Genomic DNA, 14,369 nt, shown 5'->3' with positions numbered 1-14,369 from the left:
TTTATTAGCTCCAATGCCTTTTTCTAGTCCGCTCACTTCTCTTTATACTGTTCTGCAAACCGTTCGCGCCAGTGCGGAAACCAATGGCCCACTCCTACGCAAAAACGAAGCTGCTACCCGCGCCGCCCTTATTGGCCCCATACTGCGGGCTTTAACGTGCAGATGGTAGAGCCAGAAACAACTATAGGCGGCGATTTGCGAGTGGATTATTTGCTACACAAGCTGCAGGCAACCCTCATGTGGTTGCAGAAGCTAAATGTCTGGGCGCGAGCCTTGATAAGCACGGCTAAGTAAGCAAAGTGCTGGGCTATGCCCTCGGATTCAAAGTGCAAACCGTATTCGCAAGCCTGCTACTCCTCCAGAAAAACACGACCATCTGATTACCCTTGGCGGATAAATCAGGCAAAAAACAGCTTTGTTTTCTTGGCAGAAGCCACAAAAAGGAAGTAGCCACACGCCTACTTACCAGAGCCGACCCTTATACATTTATACTACTTACAGCGCGCTATCTTGCTTGGCTAACGCCTTGGATCATGAAAAGCACTACACTCCAGCAGTAGCCTTTTACCCCCTACCGCTTCAACGCCTTCCCCACTACCCCCTTCCATACCTCGTAACCTGCCGGGGTCATGTGCAGGCTGTCCGAGACGTAGAACTGCGGTTGGGGCCGGCCGTTGGGGCCGAGCAAGGGAGTAGCCGTGTCTACGTAGCGCAGGCGCTTGGGGTGAGAGGCAATGTACTCCCGGATGAGGCGGTTAGCTTCCTGCACCTTGGGGTAGAGTGCCCAGCGCGAAGGGCTGGGCTTGATGGCCAGGAAGACCAGCGGCACCTTGGGCAGCTTCTGCTGCATCAGCTTCTCGAAGGCCAGAAACGACTGCAACACCTCCTGCGGGGTAGCACCCGATCCGATGTCATTGTCGCCTTCATAGAGCACTACCTGCCGCGGGTGGTAGGCTGCTACCAGTTTATCGAAGAAGTAAAGGGCATCGGGGAAGCGGGAGCCGCCGAAGCCACGGTTGAGCACCGGCCGACCGGCAAAATCAGGTGTTAAAGTCTCCCACTTGCGGATAGACGAACTGCCGTAGAACAGGATGGGCCGTTTGGGCGGGGGCGTAAGGCTGTCCTGCCGAGCAAAGGCGCGCAGTTCCCCAGCCCACTGACCAGGATTGATGGGCGGCGTGGTCTGGGCGTGCGCACCAGCCGCCGTCAGGAGCAGAATAAGGCTGACGCGCAGCCGCCGGAAAGCAGAAGGAAGCATATTGGGGAGAGAAGCAGAGGCGCAGTATACAAGGTAGCGTCGGCTAATGCCAGCGCCACTCAGATTCTCCTGCTTACTCCCTCCTGCCACCAGAGCATCAGCTACCTATAGCAGCCACAGAAATAAAACACCGGCATTAGCTTTTTATTATATATATCATGTATAATGCTTACAAGCTGATCAGTAGCAGATACCATTGATATTTTTTTCGGCTTTCTCGTATCCTATCCCCACCTTCCGCGGTTAGATAAATCATTTAACTGGCAACTCTACCCCAAGTTTAATATTTTCATCCTCAACCCTTTCGCAAAGCGGTAGAATACCATTGTTGACTTTCATTTTATGAAGAAAACTTTACCCGCGCTCCTCCTTTTGTGGCTGCTATACTGCTTACCACTACTGGCTTCGGCTAGTAGCGCTCAGACGCCTGGCCTCAATGGGCAGTGGAAGGGTCCGCTCAAGGTGCCCGGTGGTCAGCTAACGTTGATTATCACGGTGGTTCCCCTTTCCAATGGCACGTACTATGCTGCCCTCGATGCGCCACAGCAGCGCATCAGCCGTATGCCTGCCGAAGTAACGCTAAAGGGCACTGATATTACCATCAGTATTGAGCAGGCGGGCAGCAAGTTTGTTGGCAAGGTGAAGGACGGAGGATCCACCTTTCAGGGCACTTGGTCGCAGCCCGGCCTGACGGCTCCCCTTACCCTAACGCGTATGAAGCCTACGCAGGCGCCAGTGGCTGCCGGCAAGCCCCGCCTGACGCCTCCCTACCGCGAGGAAGAAGTGAAGTTTGTTAACACCAAAGCGGACCTGGCGCTGGCCGGTACGCTTACGATTCCGGCCGGGCCCGGGCCTTTTCCGGCAGTAGTACTGCTGTCGGACAATGGGCCCCAGAACCGCGACGTAGAGCAGCAGGATTACCGCATGTTCGGGGCGCTGGCCGACCATCTGACTCGCCGGGGAATTGCCGTGCTGCGCTTTGATGACCGAGGGGTGGGCAAGTCGCAGGGCAACCACTTTACGGCCACTACCGCCGATTTGGTAAGCGACGCGCAGGCCGCCATGGTGTATCTGCGGGCCAAGCCCCTCATCGATCAGCGCTACATTGGGCTGGTTGGCCACGGAGAGGGGGGCAATGTGGCCTTGCTGGCCGCCGCGGAGCAGCAGCCTGCCACGCCGGCTTTCGTAGTGTCGCTCTCGGGCTACGGCGTGCCGGGGCGCGACGTTATCATGCACCAGCAAATGGAGATTATGCGCCTGATTGGCTCCAACCCCGCCCAGGTAAAAGCCGCCCTGGAGTTGCATAAGGAAATGGTGGAAATCATCCGGCAAACGCCCAACGACAACCAGGCCCGCGGCAAAGTAGCCGCTACCCTGCGCTTCAACAACACCGATTTGGACCCCCACATGGCCCGGGCCCGGGCCGTGCAGCTGACCTCACCCTGGTCCCGCTACTTCCTCGACTTCGATCCTACCCGCAGCCTGCCCGCCGTGAAGTGCCCTGTGCTGCTGCTGGGTGGCTCCAACGACTTACAGGTAGACCCGGCGCAGAATATTCCTCCCCTGAAAAAGGGCTTGAAAAATGCCGATGTCACTTCCCAGAAGCTGGCGGGCGTAAACCACTGGTACCAGCCCGAAATGAAGGATTGGCCCCTGGTAAACGGGGAGCAGCAGCCAGCCTTTTCACCCAAAGCCCTGACTGTGGTTCGGGAGTGGATATTCGAGCACACGGAGCAGCCGAAGCCCCTGCCTACCTCCGAAACCAAACCAGCATCTACCACGCCGAAACCAGCCGGAAAAGCGGCGAAGTCAGCTCAGGCTAGCCGATAAGGTTTTATCTATGGTCCTTATGGTATAAAGCACCGGAGTTCTACTTCGGTGCTTTTGCTTTCTATAAGGTAGGAAAGGGCAGGGGTGAAACGAACCACCCTGGAACAGTACCTACTGGCAGCAGCCTAAAATCAGCATCTGGGTACGCTGGAATATGTGCATAAACCCCAGGTTATCCACATACTTATCCACATTTTCAGAATTATCCAGGTCTCGTCAGGCTTTCTGCATCCATTAGTCAGGAGCTACGTAGGAATTTGACTTCCTATCACTGCGCTTATGACTACTTCCCGCTCCCTTTTACCCGCCCTCCTGAGCCTGGGCTTACTGGCGGCCTGCCAGGGCCGTGAGCAGGGGTTTGGCACTGGTCCGGAAAACCCGGCCGCCGACAAAGATGCCGGGGCGGCTGCCCGGCCACTGGCGGGCATCTACGCCGACACGATGCCGTGCAACGACTGCCAGGGCATTGCCACCCGCCTGACGCTGAAGCCTGATAGCCTCTATGAGTTGCAGGAAACTTACCTGGGCCGCACCTCGCCGGTTAACTACCGCCGGGGGCCCTGGCGCGTGCGCGGGCAGGTGGTTACGCTGGAGCCCAGCGGCAACGACCCTGTGCGGCGCTACAAAGTGGAGGCCACCGACCAGGCACTACGGCTGTTGGATGCTACGGGTAAACCCATGCAGGACGCTGGGCAGGACTACACGCTTGACCGGCTTTCCGCTGCCAACTTAAGTGAAACGGGCACCCGCCGCGAATTTACGGGTAAGTATACTTACCAGACCTCCGGCGCTACCTTCGTTGAGTGCGGCACCGATAAGCGCTATACGCTGGCAGACGCCGGCCCGGGTGCGGAATTACAGCAACGCTACGGCACTACCCGCAAGCAGGCCGGCCAACCCGTATTCGTGCGCGTGCAGGCTACGGTGCAACCGGGCAGCAGTGGGGAGGCATTAGCCGTTGAAAAAATTCTGGAAATGAAGCCCGACCCAATTTGCCCGCAGGCCCAGAAGCAGGCCTTTCAACAGTAACCCAATTGCTTCTTCTGAACGCCAAGAGCCCACTGACACTGTCGTCTGGTGGGCTCTTGGCGTTTGAGCACAGGTTAGGCCTTTTGCTTTTCCGGCGTCATGTCCAGTTGGCGTAGCTTGTCGGCCAGCACAGCTGTAAGCCCCACCACGCCTAAGGTCATACACCCGCCGAATACTACGGCGTTAACTACCCCGAGCACCCGCGCTGCTACCCCCGACTCAAAGGAACCGATTTCGTTGGATGAGCCGATAAAGATGTTGTTCACGGCAGAAACGCGGCCTTTCATATGCTCGGGCGTGAAAGTGTGCAGCAGCGTGGAGCGCACAATCACCGATACAGAGTCGAATACTCCGGTTAGGAACAAGAGGAATAGGGAGAGGTGGTAGTTGGTAGAAATACCGAACAGGATGGTCACCAAACCGAACCCGGCTACGGCCCACAGCAGCTTGCGGCCCGCGTGCCGGCGCAGGGGAAAGTACGTTAGCAAGGCAGCCATGAGCACCGAGCCAATGGCCGGCGCCGATTCCAGGTGCCCCAGTCCGGGGGCGCCTACCTTCAGAATATCTACCGCATACACGGGCAATAGAGCCACTGCGCCGCCAAACAGAACCGCAAACAAATCCAGCGAGAGGGCTGCTAGTACCAGCTGATTGCCCCAGATAAAGCGCAAGCCGCTGAGAATACTATCCTGCAGGCCCAGCTTTTCCCCCTCGGTAGGAGGCAGGGGCCGCGAGGCAATGGCGCTAAACTGCACCAGCGCCACTACTAGCAGCACAGTAGCTACCACGTAGGAGTTGGCCACCTCCAGATGCGCCACCAGATACCCCCCAATAGCCGGCCCCAGTACCGCCGCCCCCTGATAGGTAGTACTGTTCCAGGTAACGGCGTTGGCCAGCCGTTCCCGGTCGGGCAGCAGTTGGGGCATAAAGGAAAATAAGGCCGGCCCCAGGAAGCCGCGCGCAATGCCGCTCACGAATATTATGCTGTAGAGCGGCAGTGGAATGGTGTAGCCCTTTATATGAAGCGTGTAGTGCTTAAGCTGCTCCAACCCCGCTGGTGATGCAAAAAAAGCTAGCGCCACGGCACACAGCACCTGCATTGCTACCGTGGCCACAATGATGTTCTTGCGGCGCACTGAGTCGGCCACGTGCCCGGCGTAGAGCGATACGCCAATGCTGGGAATAGCCTCGGCCAAGCCAATGAGGCCGAGGGCTAGCGGGTCGTTGGTGAGCCGGAAAATCTGCCAGCCCACCACCAGCCCCTGAACACGGGTGGCAACCGTAAGGCACACGCGGGCAGATACTAGTCGACGAAAATCAGGGATACGCAGGGCCGCATAGGGGTCGTGCGCGGGAGTGGCAGCAGGAGCAGACATAAGACGGGTATACCGGAAAGTGCCCGGTGGCGCAAAGGTAGCCCCCTGCCCGGGACCCTGGCGGACGAATCTCCTTACTTTTGCCGTTGGCCGCAGCGGAGCTTCTCCGGTATAGGCTGCTTTTACCCGCGTTACCGTATGCTTCAAGCAAAGCAACGGCACTTTCTGCCGAAAGCTCCCGGGTAGGCAGCAACGCCAACCTGCACCTACGCCCCTGTTGTTTGTTTCACCTGTTTGTTCTGTCCCATGCCTCCAACCTCCGCTTCTGCGCCCGACTTTGTTTCCTTGCAGCACCGCGACGAGTTAGGCATTTTGGTTATACGGTGGCAGCGCCCCGTTTCGGCAGCTGAGCTACAGCAAAGCTATGCGGCGGCGCTTGCTGCCGCGCGGCCTACCCGCACCCGATACTGGCTGGTTGACCTTCGTAGCCGCGGCCCCGCCAGCGAAGACGATACCCACTGGGTGCTTACGCAGTTCGTGCCCACGCTTGCCACCCGCCTCCGGGGCCCCGTGTACCTGGCTTTTCTGGTGCCGGCCGGCCAGCTTACCCCCGAGGAGCAGGAAGCCGGCGCGCCCATGGTACTGACCGATACGGCGCACGTGCGGCTTTTCGCTACGGAAGCCAGCGCCCTGTACTGGCTTAGCCGCCGCCAGCACCACGACAGCACGTAACCACCAGCGCCCGCCATAACCGTAGCGGGGCTTTCGCCCGTATGCAGCCTACCTCCCCACCCCAGATGTTACACTCCTACTGTATGGCTTCTCCTGTTTTTGTTATTCGCTTGTTCGCCCTGGCCGGGCTGCTCGGCGCAGTCCAGGCGCCGATACTGGCGCAGACCACCCCTAAGGCTTCAGCCGCAACTACGCCCTCCCCGCTCAAAGACGGCGCTTTTCGGCGCAACGGCACAGTTTACCGGCTACAAGCCGGTCGCGCAACGCCCCTTACTACTTCCATGCGCTTTAGCAACGGGGCTACCCTCACCCCCACCGGCACGCTGACCGGGAAGAACGGTAGCCGTCGCCAACTGCCGGAAGGCCGGGCCGTGAACATGCAAGGCGACGTGGTTATCTACCGCGACGATATGATGAGCGCGCAAGCCATCGAGCGCCACGATGAGGTGACAACCGGCTCGAAGCCAACGGTAGTAGCAATTCCGGCATCGGCTAATCTTACGGCTCTTGCGGCGGAGTTGCAACGTACCTCGCAACGCCTGACCCAGCTCCGCCAGCTTACCAATCTGCTGGCCGAGCGAGCTGCCAGCGCCGCCGCCGGCGCTACCGAAACTGGCAATACCGAACAGCGCATTCAAGAGCTAAGCCAACAGCTTCGGCCGTAGCGCACTATTTTTGCTGTTAAGGTTTTGTAAACTAAACCGGAGTTCTTCTTAACTTAAGAGGACTCCGGTTTTGCTTTATGCTCAATAGCTTAAGCGCCAGGCCACACTAGCGAATGAAGTATTATAAATACTTTATATTTTAGTTTCAGATATAGCAGAAAAAAATTTTGGCCCTTGCGAGGGTCAGCCATTGTGTTTGGGCAAAGGGTTCTCTACATTTGATTTCATCGGGTCCTTCATTCTCCCTTCACTTCTCCTCTTCTCACCGGCAACTGCACTCTATGGCCTAAAGCTCTACGTCCCCTAACTCTCGTAGTCTTTATGGAAACCATGCAGCCGAGCGATTCCGCTCTCATCGCACTTTACATTGCCGGCCAGGAAGAGGCCTTCGCTCAGTTGCTTGAGCGGCACAAAGCCCGCGTCTTTACCACTATCCTGCTGATTGTGCGCGACGAAGACGTGGCCGAAGATCTGCTTCAGGATACTTTTATTAAGGCCATCCATACCATGAAGGGTGGGCGCTATAATGAAGAAGGTAAGTTCTCGTCCTGGATTTGCCGAATTGCGCATAATTTGGCTATTGACTGCTTCCGGCGGGAAAAACGCAGTCCTTTATTGAATCTTGACACAACAAGTCATGCATTTAACTCGTTGTCGTTGGCAGAAGAAGGAGCCGAGGCTGCGCTTACCCGGGAGGAAACCCACGCGCGGCTTCGGGAACTGATTCAGGAGCTGCCCGCGGCGCAGAAAGAAGTCCTGGTTATGCGCCACTACGGCGACATGAGCTTTCAGGAAATTGCCGACGCGACGGGGGTCAGCATTAATACGGCGCTGGGGCGGATGCGCTACGCGCTGATTAACCTGCGGAAAAAAATGGCCGCGCAACCCGTTTTCTATGATCAAAACCTTTACCCACGAGAAGCTGCTCCGGTACGTGTACAACGAATTGCCGGCTAAGGAACACCAAGAGGTAGAACAGGCCCTGGCGCACGACGCCGATCTGGCCGCTACCTGCGCCGATTTGCTGCTGGCCCAGCGCGCCCTCAACGGCGTGCGTCGCTCACCCAGCCAGCGCACTACCGACGCTATTCTGCAGTACTCGCGCACTTTTCTTAAGGCCGGGTAAGCAATTTCTTAGGGGAACAGTGTAGTCCTTGCGGGTAGGAGCCGTACAGCTTCCACCCGCAAGGACTTTTTTTGCCTGTACTTTGCAGGGTACTTCACTTCTGCCGTATGCGTAAGCCCGAGCGGTTCCGCCACTTCCTTGACTACTTCACCACCAACTTTCCCGAGCCTAAAACGGAGCTGGTGTACTCTAATCCCTACGAGCTGATCGTGGCTGTAGTACTCAGTGCGCAGTGCACCGACAAGCGCGTCAACCAGATTATGCCGGCACTGCTCGAGCAGTTCCCAACCCCGGAGCACCTGGCAGCAGCCTCTGCCGAGGAGATATTCCCGTTTATCCGAAGTGTTTCCTACCCCAACAACAAAGCCAAGCACCTCGCTGGGCTGGGTCGCTTGCTAGTCCAGGATTTCGGCGGCGAAGTACCCAGCACCATTGAGGAATTGCAACGCTTGCCCGGCGTAGGACGCAAAACGGCCAACGTAGTAGTATCAGTAATTTACAACCAGCCTGCCATGGCCGTAGATACGCACGTGTTTCGCGTTTCCCATCGGCTGGGACTGGTTTCGCGCACGGCTACCACTCCCCTAGCCGTTGAGAAAGAGCTGGTGCGCTATATACCGCAGGAATTAGTACCCAAGGCTCACCACTGGCTGATTCTGCACGGGCGCTATATCTGCGTAGCCCGCCAGCCAAAGTGTGCTATTTGTCCTCTAAAGGGTTGGTGCAAGTACTACGCTGAAGTCGTCGCCAAGCAAACTGCACCCGTTGATAAAAAGGCTGTAAAACGCGGGACAAGTGGAAAACCGACAGATCTGGGCACAACTTAGTACATAAGTAGTATTAGGAGGTTCTAAAGCCCGCTGCTCTGGAGCTTAGCGGTTTCTAGTATGCGTTCTATCACCATACCAATGTGCTGCCGGTCGAACTTTTCCTGTGCTACCTGCTGACCTGCTTGTCCGGCGGCGCGCAGAAGCGTTGGGTGCTGAAACAACCCCGTTAAGCAATCGGCTAGCTTTATGGCATCCCCGGCCGGCGTAAACCAGCCGCAGCCGCGCTGCTCAACCAAGGCTTTCGTCCAGCCCTGATTAGTGACAATGACCGGCGTACCAACCGCCAAGCTGTCGTAGAACTTGGCGGGGGAGTTGGTATCCAGAACGGGTAGGCCCAGAAAGGAAACCACGGATATATCGGCCAGCTTAAACCATATAAACACAGCATGGCGTGGCTGCGGGGGCACTAGCCGAATGGCCGAGCAACGGTCCGCGGCAGCCCGCAAGAGCGGCTCGTCGTAGCCATGGCCCATAAACAGCCACACTGCCTCCGGACACTGCACGGCCAACTGCTCAGCCGCGGTTATAAGGGTAGGAATATCATTGGCGCGGCCAAAGGTGCCAGCGTACAGAATTACGCGCCGCCCCTCCAGGTTTTGCTGCCGTCGTAGGTTGGCCACGGCCTCGTCAGTTGCCGCCGCGGCCAGCTCCAGGTCGGTGCCGTTGAGCACGGTGTGCACTTTCTCAGGGCCGAAAGCACCTGGGGGCTTTGCCCGCCGGCCAATTTCTCGCACATAGCCAGTCATGTCGGGCGACAAAGTCATGATGGCCCGCGCCGACTGGTACAGGTTCTGCTCCAGAGCGTACAGCTGACGTTGCGCTATTGGGCTGGGCACCGCTCCCATAGCAATAGGAAAAGCCGGCCACAGGTCCTGCACCTCAAACACCCACGGCACCCGGCGCAACCGGGCCACCTGGGCCGCCGCCCAGGCCGCCGTGAGCGGGGTGCTGATACCCCAGATAACGTCGGGCTTCTCAATGCGCAGTCCTTCGCGCAGGGCGTAGGCCGCGTACTGGCCGAAGGCGAGCACCCGGCGCGCTACCCCCATTTTGTTTTCATACGGCACGGCGGCCGCACGCATTTCCACTCCCTCGGGCAGCCACGGAAAAGCCCGGGTCAGGCGCTGCCGCTCCCAGGTGCGGGTGGTGATGAGCGTAATACGGTGCTGGCGGGCCATCTGCGCCAGCAGCGAGTAGTGCCGACTAGTGGCGGGGCAGTCGGGGTTACTGTGGTACTGGCTGAAGACGGCAATGTGCATGGCTAGCTGAGGCGGCCCCGGTTCTGCTTGGGCCGGTAGCGCGACTCGTTGAGAATACGCTGGGCGTTCTTTTCGGCCATGAGCTGCTTGAGCGTTACGTTGGGGTGGTCGGCCATGTACTTGCGCACAATCTGCCACCCTACCCAGGCTCCTACCCTGCCGGGGCAGGTTTTATCAATTTCCGGGATGTTGGGCCGCTCCCCGATATACTTCTGGATAGTAAAAGGCGCCGTATTGTAGAGCAGGTTTTTATCGATGAAGTGAGCCCATATTTTGCCTTCATTGAAGCTGACGCCAGCCATTTCCTGGCTGGTATAGCCCATCAGCAAGGAGTCCGGGGTGCAGGGCAGTACCTTCTCAGCAAAATAGAGTGCCTTGCCGAACTGCACCATCTCGCCCAGCATGGTTTGGTTAGTAAGCTGCTTCTGGTTGTACTTGCTACTGATGGCCAGGGCCACGCCTGGCAGCACGTGTTCCTTAGTGTAGCGCCGCTGAATGTACCCGGGTACGTTGGGCAGGTAGGCTGCTTTCGGGCCCACAAAAAAATCGGTGCTGATAACCAGCAGGCTGTCGTTGACAAACAAATCCTGGCTGAGCCCGCTCACGAAGGTGTTAACTGGCGGCACCCGGAAATCGGGGAAGTAGTAACGAATGTGCTGGAACAGCAGCTGCAACTGTGGCCGGAGCTGCTCTGTGCGGAAGGTGGTGTCGGCTTGCGCGCCCAGCTTCTGCAGGCCCGAGTTGGTGGCCAGGCGCGTAAGGGTAGCGCCCAGCACCCCGGCCGGATACTGGCGACTCTGCAAAAATTGCCGCGCGAAGAGCTTATGCTCTTGCAGAAACCGCTCTGCCTCAGCAGGGCTTTTAATCTGGAAAAAGGATTTTTCCAGTCGCTCCAGCTTCACTGGTGCCGCCACCTTGGCTACCTCAGGGCTCAACTCACAGGTTTCTTGACCGCTACTACAGGCGGCCAGGCCCAGGCCGGTAGCCAGTACGGCTGCCAGCAGAGCCCGCATACGGGCAGGAATATGCATCACGCTTCTATCTTTAAGGCGAAATTAGCCAAAACGAAACGGCCTACCGCCGCGGCTTCGTGTTTCCTCTACTTGTAATTCCGCAATTGCCATGAAAAAAGCTCTGCTTGCCCTGTTGATCAGTGGTGCCACCATTGGCGCGGCCTCTGCTCAGGTTGAAATCGGCCTGAAAGTTTCCCCTTCCGTAACCAACCTGCGCGTCGACTCGCCCTCAGCCTACAGCTTCGTGAACGAATCGGCCAAGGCCAGCATTGGCGGCGGCCTGATCGTCGACTATTTCTTCGGGGAGAACTATGCCTTCGGCACGGGCCTGGAACTGACAGGCAAGGGCGGTAAAATCAGCTACCTAGAAACCACCACCACGGGTCAGCAGCAGCGCATTGAGCAGAAAATTAGCCTGCAGTACCTGCAGGTGCCCGTAACGGTGAAGCTGTTCACCAACGATGTGGCCACCGACACGAAGGTATATTTCCAGCTGGGTGGCTCGCTCAACGCGGCCATTGCCGGGCGCATCAACGGCGACAAGCGCTACCTCGACCCCGCTACCGGCCAGGAAACCAAAGGCTCCAAGCACGTTATTATTCCGGATGCGGCCTTACGCGCCGGGGCGGGGGTAGAATACCAACTGGGCCAAAGCACGAAGATGATAGCCGGCGTGAGCTACCACCGCGGCCTGTTCAACATCGACCGGTACTTTGACAAGGAACGCGGCTTCACGGATATAGAGCTTAAGAACAGTGAGTTCGCCCTGGACCTGGGCATTAAGTTCTAAGAAACACTGCGGCCCGTCAGCTATCTAATAGTGACGGGCCGCAGTGTTTTCTCGCATTAGGGCGAAGCGGCAATTATGCGACCGGGCCCGGGGATACCTCCCGGGGTAACTCGGCCAACGCCCGCCGGAGCTGAGCAACAAGTTGCGCCACGGCCCGCTGCCTGGCGGCGGTTTCTACCGCCTGAGTAGGCAGAGGCTGCTCCAGCTGCTGCACTAAAGGCCCTATTTCCCGGATGCCCAGGGACTCAACGCTCGGCTTGATGTGGTGGGCCAGGGTGGCTACCTGCGCCCAGTCGTCCGCGCCGGCGGCCGCCTCGAGCTGGGCAACACTGGCGGGCATGTGCGTTAGAAATGAGGTAACAATTTTGGTGATGAAGGCAGGACGGCCGTGGGCCAGGCTCCGCAGCTTGGTCAGATCATAACTGGCCAGGGGCTCTGCCGGCCCACTTGGCTGCAGCAACACTTGCAGGTGGTGGTACAATTCCTCCTCCTCGAAAGGCTTAGTCAGGCAGGCATTCATCCCGGCGGCGAGGTAGCGGGCATTATCGGCCCGAAATGCGTTGGCCGTCAGGGCCAGGATGGGCACACCGGCGCGGGCCGGGTCGGGTAGCTGCCGGATAATAGCGGTAGCCTCCAGCCCGCTCATGCCGGGCATCTGAATATCCATCAGCACGGCGTCGTAGAGCCGGTGCTGCAGCATTTCCAACCCGATTTGCCCGTTTTCTGCCTCATCAACCTGCACGCCCCATTCTTCCAACAGCATGCGGGCCACGTCGCGGTTAATTTCGTTGTCTTCCACCAGCAGTACGCTACGGCCGCGCAGCACCCCTGTATCGAAGGAGGAGACGCTGGTTTCGGCCGCTACAGCGAGGGTACGGGGCAGGGTAAGCACGAACCGAAAGGTACTGCCTTTGCCTACCTCACTCTCCAGCGTCAAGGTACCACCCAGTTCTTCCACAATGGCCCGGGAAATGCTTAACCCTAGCCCGGTACCGCCGAAGCGCCGCGTGGTGTCGGCGTAGGCCTGGGTGAAGTCCTCAAAGATGCGTTCCTGCTGCTCGGGAGGAATTCCAATACCCGTATCGGAAACGACAAATTCTGCCGTGAGCGTTTGGTCAGAGGAATCCAGCTGACGGCCAATAATGGTAATATGCCCGCCGGGCTCCGTAAACTTTACGGCATTAGCCACCAGGTTAATCATCACCTGGTTGATGCGGTACTGGTCGCCCGTCACCCAGGGCAGGGGGCAGGAGTCGCGCAAAGGGGTAGCCGACACAGTGAGGCCCTTCTCTACGGCTTGCAGCACCAGCGGCTGCAGAGCCCCCGACAGCGAATCGCACAAGTTGAAAGCCGTTTGCTCAAATTCCAGCTTGCCCGAGGTTATCTTGGCCATGTCCAGCACATCATTGATGATGCTGAGCAGGTGCTGCCCGGAATTGCGGATGATACGAACGAATTCTTGCTGCCGGGCATCCAGACGGGTTTTGGCCAACTGACCGGCCATGCCCAGCACCCCGTTCATGGGCGTGCGGATTTCGTGGCTCATGTTGGCCAGGAAGTTCTCCCGGGCACGCACGGCCGCTTCGGCCTCTTCCTTGGCCCGGTTCAGTTCCTGCTCCACCAGAATGCGCTTCGTGATGTTAACCAGGTAGAGGTTTGCGTAGCCTTCCTCCGGAAACGGAGCTACAAACGTCGCGTAAAACCCCTCTCCTATGGGCACATCTACCTGCCAGGGTTGGCTGTGGGCCAGTGCTGTGGCGGCCAGCCGCTGGGCCTTGGTCAGTAAGCGGTTCTGATCTGCCTCGTCCAGGGAGTGGAATAAAGCATTGGCGGCGGAGTTGGTGTAGAGCAACTGCCCGGTTGCATCCAGTCGAAAAATGGGGTTCGGGTTCTGGCCCGGAATGCTGGCCACAGCTCGTAGCTGCTCCGTGGCGCGGTGATATTCCGTCACGTCGCGCAGCCGGATCAGCACGTTGGTCGCGGAGGTTCCAGCTACTGGAATAGGCACAAAATCCCGCTCCAGCATCCGCCCGTCAACCAATTCTACCGGGTCATTAAAGACCGGCTGCCCCGACTCGCGCTTGCTGTACACACTCCGCTCGAAGTGTACCGAGTCGATAGTCAGAGGCGCGAGCACCTTGGCCAGGTCCTGCCACGGTCGGCCCAGCCAGTAATCAGCCGTTTCCTCTATGTCCCAAAGCTCACAAAACCGCTCATTGATAATGGCAATGTTGCCCGCCTCGTTAGTTAACAGAATGCCTTCCTGCAAATGACTTACCAACTGCTCGGCGCGGGCATGTGCCCCTCGCAAAGCAGCTTCCAGCTCCTGAATGCGGTGCTGGGCTTCTTCCAGAGTACCGGGTAAATCTGTGGGAACAGGTGAGGGAGCGTGCATAGTGAGGGAAGTAGAGCGTTACCGAAGGTACTAGCAACCTCGCCCAACGGTTCCAAACTCTGGGCGAACAGCTGCTTTCAGCCGGTAAAAAAGCACTTCAAGCAAGCGAACTGCAGAGCTACCCCC

13 protein-coding genes are annotated in these 14,369 nt (G+C 58.2%); 8 read left to right on the top strand and 5 right to left on the bottom strand.

What is annotated here, in order from left to right; genetic code table 11:
* Window positions 1-571: 571 nt before the first annotated feature.
* Window positions 572-1,258, bottom strand: a complete 687-nt coding sequence (locus K3G63_RS20520; protein WP_220616001.1) for an SGNH/GDSL hydrolase family protein — start codon at window positions 1,256-1,258, stop codon at window positions 572-574.
* Window positions 1,259-1,600: 342 nt separating this feature from the next.
* Here K3G63_RS20520 and K3G63_RS20515 point away from each other — a divergent pair, with 342 nt between their 5' ends.
* Both K3G63_RS20515 and K3G63_RS20510 read left to right on the top strand, forming a co-directional pair.
* Window positions 1,601-3,088: a S9 family peptidase gene (locus tag K3G63_RS20515; protein WP_220616000.1), complete on the top strand. Its 1,488-nt coding sequence runs from the start codon at window positions 1,601-1,603 to the stop codon at window positions 3,086-3,088.
* Window positions 3,089-3,367: 279 nt separating this feature from the next.
* Window positions 3,368-4,117 (top strand): copper resistance protein NlpE, encoded by a 750-nt coding sequence (locus tag K3G63_RS20510; RefSeq protein WP_220615999.1) that lies wholly within the window; start codon window positions 3,368-3,370, stop codon window positions 4,115-4,117.
* Window positions 4,118-4,191: 74 nt separating this feature from the next.
* On the opposite strand, the gene K3G63_RS20505 is transcribed toward K3G63_RS20510, so the two are convergent.
* Window positions 4,192-5,493 (bottom strand): MFS transporter, encoded by a 1,302-nt coding sequence (locus K3G63_RS20505; protein ID WP_220615998.1) that lies wholly within the window; start codon window positions 5,491-5,493, stop codon window positions 4,192-4,194.
* A gap of 246 nt (window positions 5,494-5,739) precedes the next feature.
* On the opposite strand from K3G63_RS20505, the gene K3G63_RS20500 reads away from it, so the two are divergent.
* The 5 genes from K3G63_RS20500 (at window position 5,740) to nth (ending at window position 8,783) form a co-directional block, all read left to right on the top strand.
* A complete protein-coding gene (locus K3G63_RS20500; protein WP_220615997.1) occupies window positions 5,740-6,165 on the top strand; it encodes a hypothetical protein in 426 nt (141 codons plus the stop codon).
* 83 nt (window positions 6,166-6,248) lie between these two features.
* Complete coding sequence (locus K3G63_RS20495) at window positions 6,249-6,830, top strand: DUF6799 domain-containing protein (RefSeq protein ID WP_220615996.1); 582 nt, start codon at window positions 6,249-6,251, stop codon at window positions 6,828-6,830.
* Window positions 6,831-7,151: 321 nt separating this feature from the next.
* Window positions 7,152-7,787, top strand: a complete 636-nt coding sequence (locus K3G63_RS20490) for an RNA polymerase sigma factor (RefSeq protein ID WP_220615995.1) — start codon at window positions 7,152-7,154, stop codon at window positions 7,785-7,787.
* A complete protein-coding gene (locus K3G63_RS20485) occupies window positions 7,726-7,956 on the top strand; it encodes a hypothetical protein (protein WP_220615994.1) in 231 nt (76 codons plus the stop codon). The genes K3G63_RS20490 and K3G63_RS20485 overlap by 62 nt, the downstream gene beginning before the upstream one ends.
* Before the next feature lie 107 nt (window positions 7,957-8,063).
* Window positions 8,064-8,783, top strand: coding sequence for an endonuclease III (nth, locus tag K3G63_RS20480; protein ID WP_220615993.1), 720 nt, complete (start codon window positions 8,064-8,066; stop codon window positions 8,781-8,783).
* Window positions 8,784-8,806: 23 nt separating this feature from the next.
* Here nth and K3G63_RS20475 read toward each other — a convergent pair whose 3' ends face one another.
* Both K3G63_RS20475 and K3G63_RS20470 read right to left on the bottom strand, forming a co-directional pair.
* Window positions 8,807-10,045: a glycosyltransferase family 4 protein gene (locus tag K3G63_RS20475; protein WP_220615992.1), complete on the bottom strand. Its 1,239-nt coding sequence runs from the start codon at window positions 10,043-10,045 to the stop codon at window positions 8,807-8,809.
* Window positions 10,046-10,047: 2 nt separating this feature from the next.
* Window positions 10,048-11,058: a gliding motility lipoprotein GldB gene (locus K3G63_RS20470; protein ID WP_259404595.1), complete on the bottom strand. Its 1,011-nt coding sequence runs from the start codon at window positions 11,056-11,058 to the stop codon at window positions 10,048-10,050.
* A 109-nt stretch (window positions 11,059-11,167) separates the two neighbouring features.
* Between K3G63_RS20470 and K3G63_RS20465 the strand changes: the two genes are divergently transcribed.
* Entirely contained in the window at window positions 11,168-11,848 is a 681-nt protein-coding gene (locus tag K3G63_RS20465; RefSeq protein ID WP_220615991.1) for a porin family protein, read from the top strand.
* Window positions 11,849-11,921: 73 nt separating this feature from the next.
* On the opposite strand, the gene K3G63_RS20460 is transcribed toward K3G63_RS20465, so the two are convergent.
* Entirely contained in the window at window positions 11,922-14,243 is a 2,322-nt protein-coding gene (locus K3G63_RS20460; RefSeq protein WP_220615990.1) for an ATP-binding protein, read from the bottom strand.
* Window positions 14,244-14,369: the final 126 nt, after the last annotated feature.

It is taken from the genome of Hymenobacter sp. HSC-4F20 (genome assembly GCF_019599275.1).
Taxonomy (GTDB): Bacteria; Bacteroidota; Bacteroidia; order Cytophagales; family Hymenobacteraceae; genus Hymenobacter.
Note: the sequence above shows the minus strand (reverse complement) of the source record. Positions and strands in the feature narration are given on the sequence as shown.

Excerpts from the sequence above, each read along its gene's own strand:
- K3G63_RS20475 (WP_220615992.1), bottom strand. The coding sequence starts at position 10,045 with ATGCACATTGCCGTCTTCAGCCAGTACCACAGTAACCCCGACTGCCCC.
- K3G63_RS20500 (WP_220615997.1), top strand. The coding sequence starts at position 5,740 with ATGCCTCCAACCTCCGCTTCTGCGCCCGACTTTGTTTCCTTGCAGCAC.
- K3G63_RS20485 (WP_220615994.1), top strand. The coding sequence starts at position 7,726 with ATGATCAAAACCTTTACCCACGAGAAGCTGCTCCGGTACGTGTACAAC.
- K3G63_RS20510 (WP_220615999.1), top strand. The coding sequence starts at position 3,368 with ATGACTACTTCCCGCTCCCTTTTACCCGCCCTCCTGAGCCTGGGCTTA.
- K3G63_RS20495 (WP_220615996.1), top strand. The coding sequence starts at position 6,249 with ATGGCTTCTCCTGTTTTTGTTATTCGCTTGTTCGCCCTGGCCGGGCTG.
- K3G63_RS20470 (WP_259404595.1), bottom strand. The coding sequence starts at position 11,058 with ATGCGGGCTCTGCTGGCAGCCGTACTGGCTACCGGCCTGGGCCTGGCC.
- K3G63_RS20520 (WP_220616001.1), bottom strand. The coding sequence starts at position 1,258 with ATGCTTCCTTCTGCTTTCCGGCGGCTGCGCGTCAGCCTTATTCTGCTC.
- K3G63_RS20515 (WP_220616000.1), top strand. The coding sequence starts at position 1,601 with ATGAAGAAAACTTTACCCGCGCTCCTCCTTTTGTGGCTGCTATACTGC.
- K3G63_RS20465 (WP_220615991.1), top strand. The coding sequence starts at position 11,168 with ATGAAAAAAGCTCTGCTTGCCCTGTTGATCAGTGGTGCCACCATTGGC.
- nth (WP_220615993.1), top strand. The coding sequence starts at position 8,064 with ATGCGTAAGCCCGAGCGGTTCCGCCACTTCCTTGACTACTTCACCACC.
- K3G63_RS20490 (WP_220615995.1), top strand. The coding sequence starts at position 7,152 with ATGGAAACCATGCAGCCGAGCGATTCCGCTCTCATCGCACTTTACATT.
- K3G63_RS20460 (WP_220615990.1), bottom strand. The coding sequence starts at position 14,243 with ATGCACGCTCCCTCACCTGTTCCCACAGATTTACCCGGTACTCTGGAA.
- K3G63_RS20505 (WP_220615998.1), bottom strand. The coding sequence starts at position 5,493 with ATGTCTGCTCCTGCTGCCACTCCCGCGCACGACCCCTATGCGGCCCTG.